This window comes from Burkholderia sp. ABCPW 111 (genome assembly GCF_000773065.1).
GTDB classification, from domain to species: Bacteria; Pseudomonadota; Gammaproteobacteria; order Burkholderiales; family Burkholderiaceae; genus Burkholderia; species Burkholderia savannae.
Genome location: NZ_JPWT01000003.1, coordinates 42,789 through 64,702, shown reverse-complemented (window position 1 = coordinate 64,702; position 21,914 = coordinate 42,789). Strand labels below are relative to the sequence as shown.

Genomic DNA, 21,914 nt, shown 5'->3' with positions numbered 1-21,914 from the left:
CTGGTTCGATGTTATTTCGATGCTGTCGATGCTGTCGATGCGGTCGATACGGTCGATGCTGTCGATGAGGCAGATACGGCAGATGCAGTCGATGTCGCCGATACAACCGACGCATTCGGCAGGCTCGCCGTCTTCGACGCCATGCCGGCCGAGCCGGCCGCGGCGCCGGCGCCGCCGAGCACGTCGACCGCGGTCCATTTGCCGCCGCCCGCGCGGTAGATCGTGAACGCCGGGTCCCGCAGATTGCCTTCGGCGTCGAATGCGATCGCGCCCGTCACGCCTTGCCGCCGCAGCACGTGCAGCACCGCCGGCAGACGCGCCGCGTCCGTCGAGTTCGCGCGCTCCGCAGCGGCGATCAGCGTCGCGGCCGCGTCGTACGCGAACGGCGCGTGCAGCTCGATCGGCGCGTGATAGCGCGCGCGATAGCGGGCGTCGAACGCCGCGCCGCCCGGCATCCGCGCAAGCGGCAGTCCCGGCTCGAGCGCGGTCACGCCGTCGCCGTCCGGCCCCGCGAGCGACAGGAACGTCTGCGTGACGAAACCACCCGCGCCGACGAGCGTCGCGCTCAGCTTCAACTGGCGCATCCGCCGCGCGAGCGGCGCAGCCTGCGCGTCCAGGCCGCCGAAGAACACGACGTCCGCGCGCTTGGCCTTGACGGCCGTCAGCACCGCGCTGAAATCGGTCGTCTTGTCGTTCACGTACTGGCGATCGACAATCGCGCCGCCGCTCGCCTCGACGCCCTTCGCGAACTGATCCGCGAGCCCCGCGCCGAACGCGGTGCGATCGTCGATCACCGCGATCCGCTTCGCGCGCAACGTCTTCACGACGTACGCGCCCGCGTATGCGCCGCTCGCGTCGTCGTGGCCCACGATCCGGAACGCGGTCGGATAGCCTTGCCGCGTGTACTGGCGGCCGGTCGACGCGGGCGCGATCTGCGCGATGCCGGCGTCTCGATAGATTCGCGACGCCGGCACGCTGCAGCCCGTGTTCCAGTGCCCGACGACGCCGATCACGCGCCGCTCGACGAGCTGCTGCGCGACCGTCACGGCGGTGCGCGGGTCGGACTGGTCGTCGACCGCGACGAGCTTGTAGACGACCGGCCTGCCGCCCACCGTCGGATGGCGGCTGTTCGCGTCGTCGAGCGCGAGCTGCGCGCCGTTCTGCAGATCCTTGCCGATTCGCGCGGAGGGGCCCGTCAGCGGCGCGGCGAGCCCGATCAGCACGGTTTGCGGCACGGATTGGGCGGGCTGCGCGGGTGGGTTGGCCTGGACAGGCGCCGCCGCTTGCGCGGCGGACGCGGAGAGCATGGCGGCGGCCGACAGCGCGGCGCCGAGCGACAACATGACAGGGAATTTCATCGAAGAGCGGGACCTGAGGATCGAAGGGGAATAAAAACGCGCGCCAAACATGAAAAATATTAAATATTCGTCTTCAATGGCCGCAAATATTCAATTGTTCGATACTTATGCCGATACCGCGCGTACTTGGTAACGCATTGTATTCAAGTCAACTTTTTTCATTTCCGCAACGAAATATGATTCGATAAAATTCGATTCATGAAAAATATCGAACGATTGATCAACGATCCGCCGCTGCGCGCCGTGCGCGCGTTCGAAGCGTTCGCGCGCGTCGGCTCGGTCACGGCCGCCGCGGCCGAACTCGACATCACGCCGTCCGCGGTCAGCCATCAGCTTCAGTTGCTGGAGTCCTTCGTGCAGACGCCGCTCACGGTCCGCGAAGGCCGCACGCTCGCGCTCACCGACGAGGGACGCGACTACTATCGGTCGATCAGCGCGGCGTTCTCGGTGCTGCGCAGCGCGACCGGGTTCGTTCGCGACCGTTCGTCGCTGCGGCAGATCACGATCAGCCTGATTCCGCTGTTCGGGATCGGCTGGTTCATCCCGCGCCTGCACGCGTTCCTCGCGGACAATCAGGACCTCGACGTCACCGTGCTGTACGCGCACCACCGCAACTACCTGAGCGACGCGTCGGATCTGTCGATCCGCTTCGGCGTCGGCGACTGGCGCGGCTACCGCTGCGAGCGGCTGCTGTCGGGCGCGGTCGCGCCCGTGTGCAGCCCCGCGTTCGCGCGCCGCCACGGGCCGTTCCGGCGGCCGGCCGATCTCGCCTTCGCGCCGCTCGTGCACGACGAGGATCGCAATGCGTGGGTCAACTGGTTTCAGGGCGCGGGCGTGAAACACGTCACGCACGCGGTCGGCCCGCTTTTCGAGGACGGCCAACTGACGCTCGCCGCGACGCGCGCGGGGCTCGGCGCGGCGCTCCTGCGCACGCCGCTGATCGAGCGGGAACTGCTGAACGGCGAACTCGTCAAGCTGTTCGACCACACGCTCGACGACGGACGCGACTACTACCTGTGCACCCGCGCGGACGCGGACCTGCCTGACGGCGCGCAGCGGCTCGCCGACTGGCTGCGGCGGTCGATGGGCGCGCGCGGGGCGACGTGAGCGGGAAAGACGACGCGAGCCGCGACGCGCGAATGACTTGAATGACTCACGTGGCTCAAACGGCGCGATCGGCGCGATCGGCGCGATCGGCGCGATCGGCGCGATCGGCGACCGCGTCACGGCCAACACCGGCGTCGCCGAAAACGACGGATGCAACCGGGCCAGCGGGCCGGCTCGCCGGCCGGCCCGGCCGCCGAGCGAGCGGGCCGAGCCTTCCAATTCGCAAGACAGCCGAGCCGCGCGGCGGTTTTCTTTCCGTCGATTACCGCTTGCTCGATCCGTCATCGGCCGTAGCAACTCATTACATGTGAAACGGCGCGCGTTCGTATGATGGCCGTCAGCGGTCGCGCGACGGCGTGCGGCGCGACCGCTCCGCCACACGCTCATTCGCTCGGGAAAAGGACCGAAACATGAAGAACCTGCTGATGTCGGCGCTCGTCGCCGCCGTTGCCCTCGCCGCGCTCGTGCCGTCGGCCGAAGCGCATCCGCATCGCGCGTGCCGCTTCGATCACCACCACCATCGCGTGTGCCACTGGGTGCGTTGATCGCCGCCGTCGGGCCGGCCGACGCACGACGTCGCCGGCCGGCCCCAAACGGACACAGTGATGCCGCGCCGCGCGCGCGGCTCCGCCATCCGGCCGGTCAGCTCAACCGCCACCACCGCGGCAGCAGCCGGCGCACCTCGCCGCGCTGGAACCGGTCGTCGATCAGATGCACGACGCCCTCGTCGCGCTCGGTGCGGATCACCCGCCCCGCCGCCTGCACGACTTTGCGCAGCCCCGGAAACAGATAGATGTAGTCGTAGCCGCAGCCGAAGCGCGCGTCCATCGCGCGACGCATCTCCTCGTTGACGTCGTTGACCTGCGGCAGGCCGAGTGTCGCGACGAACGCGCCGATCAGCCGGTCGCCCGCGAGATCGATTCCCTCCGAAAACGCGCCGCCCAGCACCGCGAAGCCGATGCCCCGCCCGTTCGGCTCGAAGCGCGCGAGGAACGCGTCGCGTGCGGCCTCGTCCATGCCGGGCGCCTGCTCCCAGACGGGCAGCGCCGGATGGCGCTCGCGCAGCCGCGCGACGACCTGCTGCAGATACTCGAAGCTGCTCAGGAACCCGAGATAATTGCCCGGGCGCGCCGCGTACTGCGCGGCGATCAGCTCGACGATCGGCTCGAGCGAGCGCTCGCGGTCGCGCCAGCGCGTCGACACGTGCGACGCGACCTTCACCGTCAACTGCTCGGCGCGAAACGGCCCCTCGACGTCGAGCAAGCCCGTGTCGCCCGGCAGCCCGAGCGTGTCGCGATAAAAATCGAACGGGCTCAGCGTGCCCGAGAACATCACGGTCGCGCACGCGGCGTCGTGGCGCGGCGCGAGGAAATCGGCCGGGATCACGTTGCGCACGCACAGGATCGATGCCTTTGCGCCGCGACGCGGCGCGCTCGCGCGCACGCGCGTCGCGTCGAAGATCGAATGCGTGTCGAACTGCTCGGCGAGCGCGACGAAGTGAATCGCGTCGAAGCAAAAGCGCAGCACCGCGTCGTCGAACACGAGCGGAGATTGCGCGGCGAGCTCGGAAAACCGGCCGACCAGATTCTGCGCGGCCGACAGCACGCGCGGCGGCACGCCTGCGTGCACCGCATACGCGGCCGCCTGTTCGCGATTGAGCGCGTTCCATTCGCGGTTCAGGCGCTCGAGCGCCTTCGCGATCGGCGCGGGCGCGAGCTTGCGGACTGCGGCGATCTCGCGCTGGTCGAGCGCCGCGCTGTACATGCCGCGCGCGCGGTCGAGCAGGTTGTGCGCCTCGTCGACGAGCACGCCGACGCGCCACTGGTTCTGCTGCGCGAGCGCGTGCAGCAGCGCGCTGCCGTCGTAGTAGTAGTTGTAGTCGCCGACGACGACGTCGCTCCACCGCGCGAGCTCCTGCGCGAGATAGTACGGGCAGACGTCGTGCGCGAGCGCGGCCGTGCGCACGGCCGCCCGATCGAGCCGGCCGTGTTCGAGCGCGGCGGCGCGCGCGGCCGCGAGCCGATCGTAGAAGCCGCGCGCGAGCGGACACGATTCGCCGTGGCACGCGGCGTCCGGATGCTCGCACGCCTTGTCGCGCGCGACGAGCTCGAGCACGCGCAGCGGCAGCGCGCCGCCCGCCGTCGCGCGCAGCGTGTCGGCCGCATCCAGCGCGAGCGCGCGGCCGGGCGTCTTCGCGGTCAGGAAGAAGAGCCGGTCCAGGTGCGCCTCCCCGCATGCCTTGAGCAGCGGAAACAGCGTGCCGAGCGTCTTGCCGATGCCGGTCGGCGCCTGCGCGAGCAGCGCGCGGCCGTCGCGCGCGGCGCGATACGCGGCGACCGCGAGCTCGCGCTGCCCGCTGCGAAACCGCGCGTGCGGAAACGCGAGCGCGCGCAGCGCCGCATTGCGCGCCGTGAGATGCGCGTCCTCGCGCGCCGCCCACTCGACGAAGCGCTCGCACTGCTCGACGAAGCACGCCTTCAGCGTCGCGGCCGTGTGCGCTTCGGTCAGCACCGTCTCGCGCAGCGTGCCGACGTCGAAGTAGACGAGCGCGACCGTCAGCTGCGCGAGCCCGCGCGATTCGCACAGCAGATGCCCGTACACGCGCGCCTGCGCCCAATGCAGCGCGCGCTGGTTCGCGGGCATCCTGTCGAGATCGCCGCGGTGCGTCTTGATCTCCTCGACGCGGTTCAGCGCCGGATCGTAGCCGTCCGCGCGGCCGCGCACCGTGAGGCCGCGATGCTCGCCCGCGAGCGCGATCTCCTTCTCGTAGCCGGCGCCGCGCCGCGATGCGACCGTCACGTGCCCGGCGATTCCTTCGAGCGCGCTCGGCGCGGGCGTGAAGCGAAGATCGAGATCACCTTCGCGCGCGGTGAACTCGCACATCGCGCGCACCGCGACGACGTACCTCACGTGAGCGCCTCCTCGCCTTTCCGCGCCGGCGCGGCGTCCGCCCAGCGCACGTCGAGCACGCGCACCGGCATCCGGTGCCGCACGCAGTAGTCGAGCCAGCGAATCTGGTTGTCCTGCAGCCGGTCGCCCGGCCCTTTCACTTCGATCAGCTCGTAGCGCCGCTCGCCGGGCCAGAAGCGCACGAGATCGGGCAGCCCCGAGCGATTGCCGCGCACGTCGTCGAGCAGCCGCTCGAACCACAGCCGCAGGTGCTCGGCGGGCAGGCATGCGAGCGCGTGCTCGAGCAGCGCGTCGTCGAGCGCGCCCCAGAACACGAACGGCGACTGCACGCCCATCTTCTGCGCGTAGTGCCGGCGGATCGTGTCGCGGTATTGCGCGCCGTCGAGTTGCGCGAGGCATGCGTCGAACTGCGCGGCGCGGCGCGCGCGGAAGTCGGGCGCATGCAGATCGGCCGGCCCGCGCTGAAACGGATGGAAGAACGCGCCCGGCACCGCGGCGAACACGGGCTCCCAGCACAGGAGCCCGAACAGCGAGTTGATCAGCGCGTTCTCGACGTAGAAGACGGGTGCGTCCGCGCGGCTCAGATGATCGCGCGCGACATATTCGACCGGATACGGCGCGCCCGGAGGCGCGAGTTCGATGCAGTCGCGCGGAATCGCCGGCGCGATCGTCGCGCGCGCGGCCGGCAGGCCGACGCGCCGCCGCAGCCGCGGCAGCATCCGCGCGATCTGCTGCGCCTGCGCGTCGTTTTCGGGCGTGCGCATTGCGTCGTCGGCGAGCGCGAGCGCCGCGTCGAAACGCCCGCAGCGTTCGAGCACGCGCACGCGACGCTGCCGGCTGCCGGGCCATGCGCTCGAAGCATAGGCGGCGAGCGCGCCGTCCCAATCCGCGCGGCGCTCGCACGCCTGGCCGATCGCGAACGTCAGCTTCGCGCGCCGCATCGCGAGCCATGCGTTCCCGCAGTCGATCCCGGCCGCAACCGCGACGAGGGGTGCGAGCGGCGCGTCGCCGGGCCACAGATCGAGCTGCTCGCGGCACGCGTGCAGTTGCAGATACGCGTCGACATCGTCGCGCCGCTGAAACGCGCGCGACGACGGCTCGAACGCGACCGTCTCGTACTGAAGCAGCCCGAGATCGGCAAGCACGAACTCCGACCAGTCCTGATGCAGGTTGCCGAAGAACATGAGCCGCAGCCGGTCGCAGAGCGCGCCGACCGTCACGCGCAGCACGCGATCGTCGATCGACGGCAGCCATTGCGCCCACGGGCGCGCGCCTTCGTGGCTCGCGCGCAGCGCGTCGAGCCAGTCGGCCTTGCGGATCGCGCCGCCCGCCGATGCGCCGGGGAATGCGCCGCGCAGCTCGGGCTTCGTCGCGAGCGCGAACAGTTCGTCGAGCGCGAGCGGCGGCTCCGGATCGATCCAGCCGAGCTCCGCGAGCGGCGCCGCGGCCGCGCGCGGACAGCCGATCTCGTCATAAACGAGCTTGCTCGCGCGAAAGACCGGCCCCTTGCGCATCAGCATGCGCACGAGCAGCGCGCGCGACGCCCGCGGCAGCGCGCCGAACGCGGCGACGAACGCGCGCTCGTCGGCGTCGAGCACGTCGTCGTAGCGCTCGACGAGCCACGCGAGCGCGCGCTCGAAGTTCGACAGGTAATAGAACGCGGGAGGAGACGACGAATCGGGCGGCACGGGCTTCGGCGATGACGGACGGCCGGTGGCGCTCGCCCGATTACGGGGACGGAAAGGCCATGACCGAACAAGGGATTCGCAGATGATAGCGCACGGCCGGCCCGCCGCGCGTGCGCGCAGTGCGTCGCGCTCACGCACACGCGATGCGCTCGCCCTCCTGGCGCGACGAAGCCCGCCAGCGACGCAGCGCAGCTCGGCGCAACGAGCAACGACACGCGGCTACGCGACGCGCGCCGCGGGCGCGCCCGATGCCGCGCCTGCGTTCAGAACCCCCTGCTGCACCCGATCGAGTTGTCCGTGCCGCTCGCGCACACGACGCCCGGCACGGGTTTTTCGATCGCGATGTCCGGACGGCTCGGCATCCCGGACGGCACAGCCTGGCTCGGCCATCGGCCGCGCCCGTCGTATCGCGAATCGCGCAATCGCTGCGCGGCCCGGTCTTCCTCCGCGAGCCGCTGGCGGCGCTCGGCCGCACCGAGCTCGTCGGCGAAGCCGGCTGCGCCCGCACCGTTTTCCCGCGTCGCTTCGAACGAACGCGACGCGCCCTTCGCCTCGCCGAACACCGAAGTCACGGGCGATCCGTAGCTACGTGCATCGGCCGTCGAGCGGCCAATCTCCTTCGCGGTGAACGTGTGCGACGACACGGCGGCCGCATCGAGCGGATGCGGTCCGTTCGCCCAGCTCGTCGCCGCCTGAACGACGATCAGTGATGCAAACGGCCATTTGAGCGGGAGCGACAACTTATTCATACGCTGACAACGACATCGGCAACAAAGGGCGCCACTATATCAGCCGATGCGCCGAGCACCGCGAATGTCCCTGCGCGCGCTGCGCGAGCGTAAAGATGTCGGAAACCGAAACGTCTTTCGGGTCTCGCGCGAGCAAACGGGCTGCCGCGCGGATGCGGCGTCGATCTCGCGGATCGCGCGGATCTCGTCAATCTCGTCGATCTCGCCGGGTCGCCGGGACGATTGAGCGCGCGCGCCCGATGTGATTCCATTCGGATGCGGGCGACCGCACGCGCTCACCCGTCGAACACGACAACACTTCACTTCCGAGGACACAGCAGATGGAGACGATCGCCGTAATCGGCAGCAACATGGTCGACCTCGTGACCTACGTCACGCGGATGCCGGCCGACGGAGAAACGCTCGAAGCGCCGAACTTCGAGCTCGGCTGCGGCGGCAAGGGCGCGAACCAGGCGGTCGCCGCGTCGAAGCTGGGCGCGCGCGTCGTGATGGTGTCGAAGGTCGGCGACGACCTGTTCGCCGACAACACGCTGCGCAACTTCGAGCGCGCCGGCATCGACACCGAGCACGTGCGCCGCGTGCCCGGCGTGTCGAGCGGCGTCGCGCCGATCTTCGTGAGCCCCGATTCACGCAACCGCATCCTGATCGTCAAGGGCGCGAACCGGCATCTGAAGCCGGCCGACATCGACGCGGCCGCCGCGAAGATCGAGGCGAGCCGCCTCGTCGTGCTGCAACTCGAGATCGACATCGATACGGTTTACTACGCGATCGACTTCGCCGCCGCGCGCGGCATCCCGGTGCTGCTCAATCCCGCGCCGGGCGCGCCCGGCCTCGACTTCGCGCGGCTCGCGAAGCTCGAGTTCCTCGTGCCGAACGAAACCGAGCTCGCGCTCGTGTCGGGCATGCCGACCGACTCTCCCGACGCGATCGAGCGCGCGGCGGAATCGCTCGTCGAGCGCGGGCTGAAGAACGTGATCGTCACGCTCGGCGACAAAGGCTCGCTCCTCGTGTCGCGCACGGGCGTCGTGCGCGTGCCGCCCGTTGCCGCCGACGCGCGCGACACGACGGGCGCGGGCGACGCATACATCGGCTGCTTCGCGCGCCACTACGTCGCGACGGGCGACGCGCCCGCCGCGATGCGGCTCGCGTCCGCGTACGCCGCGCATTCGGTGACGGGCCTCGGCACGCAGAAGTCCTACGCGGACGCGGCGACGTTCGAGCGCTTCCTGCAGACGATCGGCTTCGACGCCTGACGGACCGCGGGCGGCGCGGGCGGCGCGGGTGGCGCGCGGCCCGTCAGCCGACGAGCGTCTTCCGATAGAGCGCGAGCATCGCGTCCGCGTCGACGCCGACGCACACGTCGCGCGGCGGCCGGCCGTCCCAGTCCGGCGCGGGCACGGTCATCGTCGACGGCTTCTGGATCGTCTCGCCGGCCGCGATGCCGCTCGTCAGCACGCGCACGGGGCCCGTGCGCGTCTTGTACAGCTGCGGCGCGACCACGTACGCAACCGCCGACGAATCGTGCACGTAGATGCCCGCGAGCCCCGCGCTCGCGCGATGAAACGCCTCGTAATGGCGCGACACGTCCCAGACGAAGCGGCCCGCGTCGCCCGCGTCGTCGCGCAGCGCGGCGAGATAGTCGGTCGTCATGATCGTGGCCTGCGTGACGTCGAGCCCGACGACCGCGAGCGGCCACGACGCCGACATCACGATGTCCGCCGCGTCCGGATCGCCCGCGATGTTCGCCTCGGCGGCGGGCGACACGTTGCCGAGCACGCCCGCGGTGCCGAATGCGCCGCCCATGATGACGACCTGCTTGACGAGCGTCGCGACCTCGGGGGCCTCGGCAAGCACGTGCGCGAGATTCGTCAGCGGGCCGACCGCGAGCAGCGTGACTTCGTGCGGATGCGCGCGCACCGTGTCGATGATGAAGCGATGCGCGGGCCGCGCGTCGAGGTTCGGCGCGCGCGCGACGTCCACGGGCTGGCTGAGGCCCGTGTTGCCGAGGCCGTCGTCGCCGTGGATGCCGCCGAGCGGCTCGGGCGCGGGCCGCCGCAGCGGCGCGGCCGCGCCGCACGCGACGGGCACGCCGGGCGCGAAGCGGCCCGCGAGATAGAGCGCGTTGCGGGTCGTCGTGTCGATCGTCGCATTGCCGAACACGCTCGTCACGCCGAGCAGTTCGATGTCCGGATGAAGCACCTGGAACACGAGCGCCATCGAATCGTCGACGCCCGGGTCCGTATCGTAGATGATCTTGTGCAGGCTCATGGGTATCTCGTCGTGGGCGCGACAGGAAACCGCCGCGCGATGGTGGGAAGCGTCGAATGATACCCGTGCTGTCGTCTTGGACGCGCGAATACAACGAATTAACAACCCAGCAAATCATTGTGTTGGGGCAACACTGATTTGATCGCTCGCAGCCCCGCAAACCCTTGTCGGGTCGTGCTCAGTAGCGTGAATCTGGTCTTTAATCAGCGTTTCCTTGGGGCTTTTTGCGGCGCGCCGGCTTTGCGCTGCGCCGCGCGCCGCCCGCGATCGCTCGGCGCATCGGCGATGCGAGCGACGTCGTGCGTGATCCGGAGCGTGGAATCGGCGAGGCGTTCGGAAGCGCTCTGAGGCACGTCTTTTGCCTGCGGGTCCGGCCGGATGCGGCGGGAAAGCGAATCGCCCGAATCGCCTCGACTCGACTCGCCGTATCGAGCCGTATCGAGCCGTATCGAGCGGTATCAAGCGGTGTCGAATCCCGTTCAGGTTCGGTCGCGCATTCGTCCGCCGAGCGAATCGCGCCGCTTCATGCGATCGCATGCGCGGGCGTCGCGCGCGCCGATCGAACCGGCGCGCCTCACACACCTCACGCACGCTCAGACGCACACTCTCGCTCCGGCCGCGGCAGGCCGAGATGGTCGCGCAACGTCGTTCCTTCGTATTCGGTGCGAAAGAGGCCGCGCCGCTGCAGGATCGGCACCACGCCGTCGACGAAATCCTGCAGGCCGCCCGGCAGCACGTCCGGCATCAGGTTGAAGCCGTCGGCCGCGCCGGCTTCGAACCAGTGCGCGATGTCGTCGGCGATCTGCTCGGGCGTGCCGACGATCACCCGGTGCCCCCCGCCGCCCGCCATCTCGCGCAACAGCTCGCGCACCGTGTAGCGATGCCGCCGCGCGCTCGCAAGCGTCGCGTGAAAGAATGTGTGGTTGCCGTTGCCGCCGTCGGGCAGCGCGAGATCGTCCGGCAGCGGCGCATCGGGCGCGAGCCGCTCGACCGGCACGCCGAGCGTGCCCGCGAGCCGGTTCAGCCCGTAGCGCAGCGGGATCAGGTCGACGAGCGCGTCGCGGCGGCGCAGCGCGTCGGCCTCGGTCGCGCCGATGATCGTCGTCAAGCCCGGCAGCACCTTCACGTCGCCGCGACCGAGCCCGGCGGCGGCCGCCTTCAGCTCGCGCGCGTAGCCGAGCGCCTCGTCGAACGATTGCGATGCGCAGAACACCGCCTCCGCGTGCCGCGCGGCGAACGCGCGCCCGTCGGCCGAGCCGCCCGCCTGCACGAGCACCGGATGCCCTTGCGGCGGACGCGGCAGATTCAGCGGCCCCCGCACGCGGAAATGCGCGCCGCGATGCGCGATCGGCCGCACCTTGGCCGTATCGACGAAAACGCCGCTCGCCTTGTCGGCGACGAGCGCGTCGTCGTCCCAGCTGTCCCACAGCGCCTTCACGATTTCGACGAACTCGGCCGCGCGCGCATAGCGCTGCGCATGATCGGGCACCGCGTCGAGGCCGAAGTTGCGCGCGGAGCCGGGATCGGCCGTCGTCACGATGTTCCAGCCGGCGCGCCCGGCGCTCGCGTGATCGAGCGACGCGAAGCGGCGCGCGAGATTGAACGGCTCGTTGTAGCTCGTCGACGCCGTGCCGATGAGGCCGATGCGCGTCGTCGCGCCGGCGATCGTCGCGAGCAGGATCGTCGGCTCGAGCGCGGTGATCGGACGGAAGTCGATCTGATCGACGATCGACGCGTTGTCCGCGAGAAACACCGCGTCGAACTTAGCGGCTTCGGCAATCCGCGCGACGCGCACGTAGTGCGCGACGTCGACGAACGCGCGCGGATCGGCGTCGTCCACCCGCCATGCGGACGGCACGAAGCCCGAATGCAGGATGTTGACGTTCAGATGCAGCTGGCGGCGCGACGGCTGTTTGAGGATCGGCGTCATCGATGAAGTCGGGCGGCGGCGAATCGGCAATGCGGCGGCGGCATGCGCGGGCCGATGCCGCGCCGGGCCGCGGGCAAGGCGACCGAGGCCGCGTCGGCATCCGGCCGCCGGGCCGCTCAGTGCAGTTTCGGAAAACCGTGCCGCTCGGCGAGCAGCTCCAGGATGCGGCGCGAATCGGTGACGAAGCGCTTGTCGCCGAGCGCGAGCGCGTCGTCGGGCGGCGGCGCGTCGTCGCCCAACACGAGCACGGGCAGGCCCTGATGCTCGGCGTCGAGCGCGGCGATCGCCGCCTCGCGCGGCCGCGCGAACGGCAGCCGGCGAATGTCGAGGCGCGCCTGCCTCGACGGATCGCTCGCGAGCAGCCCTTCGATCGGCACGCTGCCGGGACAGACGAAACGCTCGCCCGGGTGTTGGGGATCGGCGAATCCGGGTTCCAGCAGGAGCAACAGATCTCGGCTCATCGGCGGTCGGCCTCGCTCGCGAGGCATGTCGTTGGGAATGCCGGCGATTCTGTGCCGATCGGATGCGCGTCGCCACGAATTTATCCGCAAATCGTTATGCGCGGCGGCGCTAAGCGGGCGGCGGCGATGTCGCCGGTGCGCGGGCACCTCGCGCGGCGCAACAAGAGGCCGCACGACGCGCGGCGGCGCGCCGCGGCGGCGCGCCTTGCCGCATCGCAATATGACTCAACGCGGCGCGGCGTGCCGGGATGCGTCGCGCCGCGCGGCGATGCGGCGATGCACAACGCATCCGGCGCACGCGGATCTCCGCGCTCCGCCGGCTTCGCGTTTCCCCTCCCCCCCAACCGCCCGCCCGCGCCCGGCTTGTCTTATCGCGTCGCCCGGCACGCCTCAATCAATACATTGAACAATGACTCAGTTGACAACGATCAAATCGCGGCGTAGCGTTCATTCCATAACGATCGTTATTTAAAGAGCCGCCGCATTGCGTCGAACGGAACGCGGACGGCTCGACCGCTCGCGTCCGCCCGTGATCGCTCAATCGATGCGGACGCGCCGCTGATTCGCAAAACATGGAGAGACCCGATGTCAGCCATAATCCGCCGTGACGTTCGCTTCGCCCTCCCGCCCGATCGCATCGGCGATTGGCACGTGAACGGCGTGGCCAACACGCACTACTTCAACGCGCTGTCGCTGATGTTTCCCGCGGGAGAGCGCTTTTTCATCGATTCGGTTCGTCATTACCGGGATCGCATTCAGGACCCCGAACTGCTGGAGCAAGTCCGGGGTTTCATCGGACAGGAGGCGATGCACAGCCGCGAGCACGTCGAGTTCAACGACGTCGCCGAGGCTGCCGGCTATCCCGCGCACCGGCTCGACCGCGGCTTCTGGAAGTTCACGCAGTTGATGTGGAAGATATTGCCGCCTCCGCTGCGGCTCGCGCAGACGATCGCGTTCGAGCACTACACGGCGATCATGACCGACATGCTACTCAGCAACTTCGAGCACTTCCACGACTCGGCCGACGCGTACGCGAACATGTGGCTCTGGCATTCGATGGAAGAGACCGAGCACAAGGCGGTCGCGTTCGACGTGTGGAACGCGGTGATGAAGCCGGGCCCGACGCGCTATCTGATGCGCGTCGGCTCGATGCTGATGACGAGCGCCGTGTTCTGGGGAACGAATTTCTATTTCCACATCGCGTTCATGAACGCGCACCGGCGAATGCACGGCAAGGTCACCGGTAAGTGGGCGTTCGCACGGTTCTTCGTGAAAGGCCTCATCCGTCTGACGCCGAGTACGCTCGCGTACTTCAAGCCCGGCTTCCACCCGTGGCAACACGACAATCGCAGGCACTTCGCGCAACTCGACCGGCTGCTCGAGAACATCGACGCAAGCAACGCGCGATACGCGGCGAATGCCGCGCCGCGACGCATTCCGCTGCATCCGATGACGGCACAAGCAAGCTGAACGCCGCGCGCATCGCCGATGCGTCGCGCATCGGCGATCGGCCCGCGCCTTTTGCAAGCGCGAGCGCTTCGACCGTGCGTCGGCGCGCTCGCGTCGATCAATCTCACACGGACAGTGCATTTCATGCCTTCGACTTCGACCCGGCAGCACGACCGGCCGCAAGCCTCCCCATGGCTCTCGCTGATCACGCGCCTGCTCGGCGCGGCCTTCGTTCTGTTCTTCGGCGCGGCGATCGTCACGATCCTGCTCGGCATCGACCATCAGATCGCGGGCGATCCGATCGGCCTTCTGGTGATGCGCCTCGTGCGCTGGGGCGGCGTGCACGGCGGCGGCGAGCACTACGAACTGATGATCTCCACCGTCTATGTCGTGTGGGGCATTTTCCTGTGGGAAGCCGCGAACGATCCGTTCGAGCACCGGCTGTTTCTCGACTTCACGGTCGTCGCGAATGCCGCCCACTTCGGCCTGATGTTCGTGCAAGGCCTGATGATGCCGGGCGAGCTCATCCATCTCGTCGGCGACGTCGCGCTCGGCTGGTTCGCGCTCGCCCTCTTCGCCGCCACGTGGATTCCCGCGCGGAGCAAGGCGGCGAAGCGGCTGGTTGCGAAGGTCGGTCGTTAGCGGTTTGCGGTTTGCGGTTTGCGGTTTGCGGTTTGCGGTTTGCGGTTTGCGGTTTGCGGTTTGCGGTTTGCGGTTTGCGGTTTGTCGTTTGTCGTTTGTCGTTGCCGGCTTGTGATTTGCGGCTCGTGCACGCGTACGAACGATTACGGGAACTCCGCCGTGTGCGCTTCCATCGCATCGCATCATGCCGTGCGCATCATGCCGTGCGCATCATGCCGTGCGCATCATGCCGTGCGCATCATGCCGTGCGCGCCGTCGCGAGACGCGACGGCAGCGCCGATGCGCATCGCGTCAACCGGCACCGCGTCGATCGCCGCGCGACGCTCGTCGCGCGGCGACGTCGAACGGCGCACGCCGTCGCGCGAACCCGCTCGGCCGCATAAGCATCGCATGAATCGTTTGTTGTCCGGGCGGGCTCGCTCCGTTTAACGTCTTTTTTTGCGCCCACATCCCGCCAGGACCTTCGATGGCCATCTCCACGCCCGATTTCACGCTGCGGCGCGCCGCGACGCCCGCCGCCCGGCAGCACGCCGACACGCCCCACGCCGACACGCACGAACGCGCGACCGCCGACGCCGCCCTCCTGTTCGACGACGATCCGCTGATCCGCCGCTTCGCGCCGGTGTTCGATCGGATCGCGCAGGGCGCGGTCGCGCGCGATCAGCATCGCGACCTGCCGTACGAGCCCGTCGAATGGCTGCGCGACGCGGGCTTCACGAAGCTGCGCGTGCCGAGCGCCGCGGGCGGCGGCGGCATCGGCCTCGCGCCGTTCTTCGCGTTGATCGCGCGGCTCGGCGAAGCCGATTCGAATCTGCCGCAGATCCTGCGCGTGCACGGCGGCTTCGTCGAGATGCTGCACGAGAGCCCCGAAGCCACGCTGCGCGAGCGCTGGTTCGCACGCATCGCACGCGGAACGATCGTCGGCGGCGCGACGGCCGAGCGGAGCGCCGTCACGAGCAACACGGTGCGGCTGTCGCGCGAAAACGGCAGGCTCGTGCTCGACGGCGAGAAGTACTACACGACGGGCACGCTGTATGCAGACTGGATCGACGTGACCGCGAACGATGGCGACACGGACCTGCGCGTGCTCGTGCCGGCCGACACGCCCGGCGTCGAGCGCATCGACGATTGGGACGGCTTCGGCCAGCGCCTGACGGGCAGCGGCACGACGCGCTTCACGCGCGTCGAAGTCGAGCCCGACAACATCTATCGCCGCTTCGACGCGTCGGCGCCGCGCACCAACAGCCTGCTGACCGCGTATTTCCAGACGCTGCACCTAGCGAATCTCGCGGGCATCTCGCGCGCGGTGCTGCGCGACGCGGTAGCGTTCACGCGCGAGCGCACGCGCACGTTCGGCGTGCCGGGCGAATCGAGCCCGCGTCACGATCCGCTCGTGCAGCGCGTGATCGGGCGGCTCGCGAGCCTCGCCTATTCGACTCAGAGCATCGTCGCGGCGATCGCGCGCACGCTCGACGACGTCAGCGCCGCGCGCGCGAACGGCAATGCGACCGACGACGCGTACGTGCGCGTCGACATCCAGGCGTTCCAGGCGCAGCAAATCGTGCTCGCGCAGACGCTCGAGGCCGCGACGCTGCTGTTCGAAGTGGGCGGCGCATCGGCGACGAGCGAGACACGCCGCTTCGACCGCCACTGGCGCAACGCGCGCGTGCTCGCCTCACATAATCCCGCGGCCGCCCGCGAAGCGGTGATCGGCAATTACTATCTGAACGGCGTCGGACACAACGAGCGCTTCGGGGTCGCACGGACGGACGCCGCGCGTTGACGCCCGCGCCGTCGCGCCGCGTCGCATGGCGCGAGCGCGGCGGCCGACATGACAATGGATATCGGTTCGGCGCGCTTCGATCGTTTCAAACAAGACGAACGACGACGATCGAACGCGCGCCGTGTTGATGAAGATACCCGGCCGCGCAGCGCGTCACGGCGATCGAAACCTGCCGCGACGCCGCACGGGCGGCGCACATTCAAACGCACATTGCGCACGAATCGGCGATCGCGTGAGCCGACGATCACAAGAACGTACGACTCGCGAACGCACGAACGCAGACGAGCCACGACGAACCGGCGGCAGCGAATGCCGCGCAACCGGTTCGCCCGCGACCCTCGCCGCGTGCGATCGCAGTAAGCACGCTAATCGATCAGGAACGGATCGCGGTCCTGCCCCGTGATCCACGCCGGGGCTCGACCGCGTCCCGTCCACGTCGCGCCCGTCTCCGGATCGCGATAGCGCGGCTTCGGCAGCAAGTCCTCTTTCTTTGGCCGGCCGAGACGAGGCGGGAACAGGTCCTTTTGCGTGAGGCCGTACTCGTCGATCTTTCTACGCAACTCGACGAGCACATCGGGCAGTTCGACCGCGCGCGCGGTCTTCGCCTGATGCTTCAAATCATCCAATTGGGCAAGCAATTCCTTGTATGTTGCCATTACCATTTCCCCGTATGATTCCACTGCCTCTTTTCGACCGACAATCGAATACCATGTTGTTATGTTGAATAGTGCCGAAGTCAGTTTTCAGCTATCATAGCCCAATTAGGCCAAGGTGGACTATTTGGATTCAGCAGGGAGCATTCGCCCATGCTCCCTTCCATTCATCACCCTCGTTATGTCGTTCTGCGCACGCATCTGCGCGCGTTGAGAAGAGCGGCGGGTCTCACCCAGACGCAATTGGCCGAGCGCCTGAGCATCGACCAGTCCTATCTCTCCAAGATCGAACGCGGGGAACGCTATGTCGATATTCTCCTTTATCTCGATTGGTGTCGTCATTGCGGCGTCGAGCCGAACCTCGCGGTATCCGAATTAATCGACGCCGGCGTCTGAATGAAGGGGGCGGCTTCAGCGCGCCATTTGAAGCGATTTGAATCCCGCGCGGCGTTCGTCGCTTCGTTTGTCGGTGCGCTCGTTCGCATATCTTCCATCTTCCGTCGCATCGCGTATCGCACCCATGAATCGCGCGGGTTCGCAGCATGCATGGCGCGCGAAGTGAGTCGCACGCGGATGTTCTTGCGTCGTTTTCGTCGCGTTCCCATTGCGGCCGGCCGGCATGGCATGCGCCGCCGCGCGCGGAATCGCGCACCAAATCGCTCGCACGCCAGTGCATGCCACATCGCACCTCACGCGGCGAAATCGAAAGCGCCCGCAATACGCGAAACGCGCCCCCATCCGAAGCGGAAAATGAAATTCCAATGGAACCGGCACGTGCCGACGTGACGCGCCGCCACACGCGCTCACGTGCGCACCGGCCCGCCGAATCGACGACGAACGCCCCGCCGCGATCGACGGCAGGCGCACGCAGCCTCTCGTCGTCCGCCGTCGGCCAGCGCCTTGCAGCGCTCAACCGTCCGTCGGCGACGTCATCTGAGCGCGCCGTCCCGCCTGGCTCACGTAGTAGTACACGGTCAGCGCGACGATCCACAGCGGCCCGATCACGAGCGCGACGCGCGTGTCGGGCGAGAACGCCATCAGCACGACGACGAATGCGAGAAACGCAAGCGCGACGAACGACGACGCCGGATAGAGCGGCACGCGCAGCGGCAGCCGCGCAAGGCGCTCCGCCGGCACGCGGCGGCGAAAGCGCAGTTGCGCGATCAGGATCACGCACCACGTCCAGATCGCGCCGAACGTCGACACCGACGTGAGCCACACGAACACCTTCTGCGGCGCATAGTAATTGAGCGCGACGCCGACGAACAGCAGCGCCACCGAAATCAGCACGCCCTGCACCGGCACGCCGCGCCGGTTCACCGACGCGAGCCGCTCGGGCGCCTGCCCCTGCTCGGCGAGATTGAACAGCATCCGCGCGGTGCTGAAGATTCCGCTGTTGCACGACGACAGCGCGGCCGTCAACACGACGAAGTTGATGATGCCGGCCGCGGCCGGGATGCCGAGCCGCGAGAACGTCATGACGAACGGGCTGCCCTGCGTGCCGATCTGGTTCCACGGATAGATCGACATGATCACGAACAGCGCGCCGACGTAGAAGATCACGACGCGCCAGAACACCGAATTCACGGCCTTCGCGAGCGACTTCTCCGGATTGCGCGCCTCGCCCGCCGTCAGCCCGAGCATCTCGACGCCGAGATACGCGAACATCACGATCGGCAGCGCGTCGACGACGCCCGACCAGCCGTTCGGCATGAAGCCGCCGTGCGCCCACAGGTTCGAAATGCCGGTCGGCACGCCGCCGTTGCCCACGCCCGCGACGATCATCAGGCCGCCGCCCGCGATCATCAGCACGATCGTCACGATCTTGATCAGCGCGAACCAGAACTCGAATTCGCCGTACAGCTTCACCGCGATGAAGTTCACCGCGCCCATCACGATCAGCGCGGCGAAGGTCCAGATCCAGTTCGGCACGCCGGGAAACCACATGTGCATGTAGACGCCGACCGCCGTGATTTCGGCCATGCACGTGACGATCCACATGAACCAGTAGGTCCAGCCCGTCAGATAGCCGGCGAGCGGCCCGATGTAGTCCTGCGCGTAGCGGCTGAACGCGCCCGCGACCGGATTGTCGATCGCCATCTCGCCGAGCGCGCGCATGATGAGAAAGATCGCGATGCCGCCGAGGACGTAGGTCAGCAGGATCGCCGGGCCGGCCGCGCGGATCGCGGAGGCGGAGCCGAGAAAGAGCCCGACGCCGATCGTCGCGCCGAGCGCCATCAGGTTGATGTGCCGCTCCTCCAGGCCGCGGTGCAGCCGTTCGTCTTGTGAAGTCACCGATGTCTCCTGGCGGCGCGCGAGTGTGCCGCTGTCATGTTCGTGTCGAGGAAAGACCGTTGCGTGCGCCGCCGCGGGCCGCTGCGCGAAGACGGCGCGACGCGCCGGCTCCGATGAACGCGCACGCGATCCGTGATCCGTGATCGCATCGGCGTCGAAGCCGAATCGCGCCGACGATCGCAACGATGCGGCTCGGCGGTGCGAATCGCTCGCGTATCACGTATCGCTACACGCGCCGGAAGCCGCTTCGGGTCGCGTCGAAGCAATGCGCCGCCGCCGCGCCGCACGCGCATCGACGAACGCGCGTGTCGCACGCGCGCGTTCGCTTTGCTTGAAGCGGGCAATCGACGACGATCGGACAAGCGACGCAAGACGCGCCGACGCCCGGATCGACATTGCACGCCCGGCCGAAATGCAGCGGTAATTATATGAAGAATACGGCGCTCGCCGCCAGCCGTTTGTGCCGCGTGCGAGCGGCAAGGCGGCCATGCGCACGCTGCGCTGCGCGCATGGCCGAGGATGCGGCCGATGCCGCGGCAGACTTGCGGTGCGGCGGCGGCTTGCGGTGCGGCGGCGCACGGCGGCCGGCGCTTGGCGGCCGGCGCTTGGCGGGCCCGCCCCGCCATGTGCGCCATGCGCCGCGCCGCGCCCCGCGCGCGCCGCCGACGCGCGTCGCAAGCGCAATGTGCGCCGGCAGCCCGACCGAGGCCCCGCGCTATTCGCCGCGTCGCCGCCGCAGGCCGCTTGCCGCTCGGCTCACGCGGCCGCCGGCCAGAACACGAGCGCGCGCACCTCGATGCTCCGGCGCGGCGCGGCGGTCGCGGGCGTCGTCGGATCGTCGAACGCGGTGTGCGCGGTGAGGCGCGCGCGCCCGTCGTCGAGCGAATCGTAGATCTTCAGCAGCAGCACCTCGTCGGCGCGCAGCCGCGGAAAGTAGAGCCAGCGATGCGCGGGATTCGCGAGAACCGAATACGTCTCGCCGACCTTGTCGCGATAGACGAGATCGCTCGGCACGAGATCGTCCGGCGCGATCGTGCGCGCGTCGCATAGCGCGAGCGGCAGCCGTTCGACGACGTCGAGCGGACGCCACACGTTGACGATCGCGAAGCGGTGCCGCAAGCGCGCCTCGGCTTCGTCCGCGGGCAGATGATCGCGCACGCGGCGCGGCGCCGATACGAACGTCTGATCGTTGTGCACGCGCCGCACCGGCTCGCGCAGCGCGGCCGTCGCGCGCGAGCCTTGCGCGCTGTCGCGCAGCGTGTGATCGAAGATGACGACCTTCTCGGCGCCCGTCGCCGCGCGCAGGAGCGCGTCGACTTCAGCGTAGTAGCGCGAGCGGATCGCCGCGTTGTCGGCAAAATCCGCGAGCGCGCTGCGATGCGCGACGAGCTCGAAGCCGCTCGCATCGAGCCCGAGCGCGCCCGCCGCCGCGAGCGGCCGCGCGTCGCGAATCTTCACGCGCCGCGGCGCGAGCTCGCCCGTCGCCCACGGCGTGCCGGGCGGCGGCTCGAACGTGTACGCCACCGGGCGCGCGACGCCCTTCGCCAGATAGTTGACTTCCGCTTCGATCTCGCCGCCTTCCTGCACAAGCGGCCGCTGTTCGATGACTGTGCTCATCGCGACTACTCCTCGTCAGAACGCTTCGTTGTACGGACGCAGATCGAGCTCCTGCGTCCACGCACTGCGATGCTGCACGTGCAGTTGCCAGTAACTCTCGGCGATCGCGTCGGGCGACAGCAGCCCGTCGGCGCCCGCTTGCGCGGCGCGCTCGGGCGCGGCGCTGCGCAAGCGCTCGCCATCGATGCCGCCGTCGATCACCGCATGCGCGACGTGAATGCCGCGCGGCCCGAACTCGCGCGCGAGCGTCTGCGCGAGCGCGCGCAGGCCGGCCTTCGCCGACGCGAACGCGGCGAACGGCGGGCGGCCGCGCAACGACGCCGTCGCGCCCGTGAACAGCAGGCTGCGGGGCGCGTCGTTGCTTGCGTCGAGCAACTGTGCAAGCGCGGCCTTCGCGAACAGGAAACCGCCGATCACGTTCGTGCGCCAAGCGTTCTCGAACTGCGCGACGCTCAGTTCGAGCGTCGGCGCGCGCACGGCGTTGCCCGCGTTGAACACCCCCGCCCGCAGCGTGCCGAGCGTGCGCACTTCGACGGCGAGCCGCTCGACGTCGGACTCGCTCGCGATGTCGCCGCTCGCGACGTGCGCGACGCCGCCTTGCGCGCGGATCTCGTCGGCGACGGCCGCGACGCGCTCGTGCGTGCGCCCCGTCAGCACGACCGCGAAGCCCTCGCGCGCGAAGCGCCGGCCGACGGCCGCGCCGAGCCCGGCGCTCGCGCCGACGCCCGCGATCCACGCGAGCGGAATGGAAGTGGATGACACCGTATCGATCGTCATATCGGCGAACCCTATATCGTCTGTCGCGCGTGCGAAACGAAGAAAACGAGATATGTTTATCCGGACGGTTGCGAACGCGCTCGTTGATGGAGCGTTGAGCATAGAGCGTTTTTAAAACCCTGTCGGCCGCGCAGTTTTGCGGGTGTTTTACCGGGGTTTCGCAGCAGTTTCGCAGGGGTTTTGCAGGGGCTTTGCGAATGATCGGCGACCGGGAAGGCGACCGGACG

At 68.9% G+C, this 21,914-nt stretch carries 20 protein-coding genes; 9 read left to right on the top strand and 11 right to left on the bottom strand.

The features are described 5' to 3' along the window. Positions 1–11: 11 nt before the first annotated feature. A complete protein-coding gene (locus X946_RS34915) occupies positions 12–1,358 on the bottom strand; it encodes a branched-chain amino acid ABC transporter substrate-binding protein (RefSeq protein ID WP_038744022.1) in 1,347 nt (448 codons plus the stop codon). A 198-nt stretch (positions 1,359–1,556) separates the two neighbouring features. Here X946_RS34915 and X946_RS03215 point away from each other — a divergent pair, with 198 nt between their 5' ends. The 3 genes from X946_RS03215 (at position 1,557) to X946_RS36000 (ending at position 3,010) form a co-directional block, all read left to right on the top strand. Beyond that, complete coding sequence (locus tag X946_RS03215) at positions 1,557–2,465, top strand: LysR substrate-binding domain-containing protein (RefSeq protein WP_038744020.1); 909 nt, start codon at positions 1,557–1,559, stop codon at positions 2,463–2,465. A 37-nt stretch (positions 2,466–2,502) separates the two neighbouring features. Then, entirely contained in the window at positions 2,503–2,796 is a 294-nt protein-coding gene (locus tag X946_RS33075) for a hypothetical protein (protein WP_161788630.1), read from the top strand. A gap of 79 nt (positions 2,797–2,875) precedes the next feature. Beyond that, a complete protein-coding gene (locus X946_RS36000) occupies positions 2,876–3,010 on the top strand; it encodes an HHHH-motif protein (RefSeq protein ID WP_226377308.1) in 135 nt (44 codons plus the stop codon). 97 nt (positions 3,011–3,107) lie between these two features. Here X946_RS36000 and X946_RS03210 read toward each other — a convergent pair whose 3' ends face one another. The 3 genes from X946_RS03210 to X946_RS03200 form a co-directional block, all read right to left on the bottom strand. Next, entirely contained in the window at positions 3,108–5,375 is a 2,268-nt protein-coding gene (locus X946_RS03210) for an ATP-dependent DNA helicase (RefSeq protein ID WP_038744019.1), read from the bottom strand. Next, positions 5,372–7,063: a VRR-NUC domain-containing protein gene (locus X946_RS03205; protein WP_038744017.1), complete on the bottom strand. Its 1,692-nt coding sequence runs from the start codon at positions 7,061–7,063 to the stop codon at positions 5,372–5,374. The genes X946_RS03210 and X946_RS03205 overlap by 4 nt, the downstream gene beginning before the upstream one ends. 263 nt (positions 7,064–7,326) lie before the next feature. Next, the gene (locus X946_RS03200) at positions 7,327–7,812 is read right to left on the bottom strand and encodes a hypothetical protein (RefSeq protein ID WP_038744015.1); all 486 of its coding nucleotides are present in this window, start codon (positions 7,810–7,812) and stop codon (positions 7,327–7,329) included. Positions 7,813–7,876: 64 nt separating this feature from the next. On the opposite strand from X946_RS03200, the gene X946_RS34910 reads away from it, so the two are divergent. Both X946_RS34910 and rbsK read left to right on the top strand, forming a co-directional pair. Then, positions 7,877–8,038 (top strand): hypothetical protein, encoded by a 162-nt coding sequence (locus X946_RS34910; RefSeq protein ID WP_161788629.1) that lies wholly within the window; start codon positions 7,877–7,879, stop codon positions 8,036–8,038. A 94-nt stretch (positions 8,039–8,132) separates the two neighbouring features. Then, a complete protein-coding gene (gene rbsK / locus X946_RS03195; protein WP_038744013.1) occupies positions 8,133–9,065 on the top strand; it encodes a ribokinase in 933 nt (310 codons plus the stop codon). A 43-nt stretch (positions 9,066–9,108) separates the two neighbouring features. Here the strand turns inward: rbsK and X946_RS03190 are convergent, their stop codons facing one another. The 3 genes from X946_RS03190 to X946_RS03180 form a co-directional block, all read right to left on the bottom strand. Beyond that, on the bottom strand, positions 9,109–10,080 hold the full coding sequence (locus X946_RS03190) for a nucleoside hydrolase (RefSeq protein WP_038744011.1): 972 nt from the start codon (positions 10,078–10,080) through the stop codon (positions 9,109–9,111). Between the two features lie 583 nt (positions 10,081–10,663). Beyond that, positions 10,664–12,010, bottom strand: coding sequence for an LLM class flavin-dependent oxidoreductase (locus tag X946_RS03185; RefSeq protein WP_038744010.1), 1,347 nt, complete (start codon positions 12,008–12,010; stop codon positions 10,664–10,666). Positions 12,011–12,126: 116 nt separating this feature from the next. Then, positions 12,127–12,471, bottom strand: a complete 345-nt coding sequence (locus X946_RS03180; protein WP_038744008.1) for a DUF3088 domain-containing protein — start codon at positions 12,469–12,471, stop codon at positions 12,127–12,129. 585 nt (positions 12,472–13,056) lie between these two features. Here X946_RS03180 and X946_RS03170 point away from each other — a divergent pair. The 3 genes from X946_RS03170 (at position 13,057) to X946_RS03160 (ending at position 16,345) form a co-directional block, all read left to right on the top strand. Continuing rightward, positions 13,057–13,941, top strand: coding sequence for a metal-dependent hydrolase (locus tag X946_RS03170; RefSeq protein WP_038744004.1), 885 nt, complete (start codon positions 13,057–13,059; stop codon positions 13,939–13,941). A 123-nt stretch (positions 13,942–14,064) separates the two neighbouring features. Further along, positions 14,065–14,562, top strand: a complete 498-nt coding sequence (locus X946_RS03165; protein WP_038744175.1) for a DUF6632 domain-containing protein — start codon at positions 14,065–14,067, stop codon at positions 14,560–14,562. A gap of 466 nt (positions 14,563–15,028) precedes the next feature. Beyond that, complete coding sequence (locus X946_RS03160; protein WP_038744003.1) at positions 15,029–16,345, top strand: acyl-CoA dehydrogenase family protein; 1,317 nt, start codon at positions 15,029–15,031, stop codon at positions 16,343–16,345. A gap of 365 nt (positions 16,346–16,710) precedes the next feature. Here the strand turns inward: X946_RS03160 and X946_RS03155 are convergent, their stop codons facing one another. Further along, positions 16,711–17,001 (bottom strand): H-NS histone family protein, encoded by a 291-nt coding sequence (locus X946_RS03155; RefSeq protein ID WP_038744001.1) that lies wholly within the window; start codon positions 16,999–17,001, stop codon positions 16,711–16,713. A 150-nt stretch (positions 17,002–17,151) separates the two neighbouring features. Between X946_RS03155 and X946_RS03150 the strand changes: the two genes are divergently transcribed. Further along, entirely contained in the window at positions 17,152–17,394 is a 243-nt protein-coding gene (locus X946_RS03150; RefSeq protein WP_038743998.1) for a helix-turn-helix domain-containing protein, read from the top strand. 513 nt (positions 17,395–17,907) lie between these two features. Here X946_RS03150 and X946_RS03140 read toward each other — a convergent pair. The 3 genes from X946_RS03140 to X946_RS03130 all read right to left on the bottom strand — a co-directional run bounded on the left by X946_RS03140 (position 17,908) and on the right by X946_RS03130 (position 21,687). After that, entirely contained in the window at positions 17,908–19,293 is a 1,386-nt protein-coding gene (locus tag X946_RS03140; protein WP_038744173.1) for an amino acid permease, read from the bottom strand. 756 nt (positions 19,294–20,049) lie between these two features. After that, the gene (locus X946_RS03135; protein ID WP_038743993.1) at positions 20,050–20,910 is read right to left on the bottom strand and encodes a CmcJ/NvfI family oxidoreductase; all 861 of its coding nucleotides are present in this window, start codon (positions 20,908–20,910) and stop codon (positions 20,050–20,052) included. A 15-nt stretch (positions 20,911–20,925) separates the two neighbouring features. Beyond that, positions 20,926–21,687: an SDR family NAD(P)-dependent oxidoreductase gene (locus tag X946_RS03130; protein WP_038743990.1), complete on the bottom strand. Its 762-nt coding sequence runs from the start codon at positions 21,685–21,687 to the stop codon at positions 20,926–20,928. Positions 21,688–21,914 lie beyond the last annotated feature (227 nt).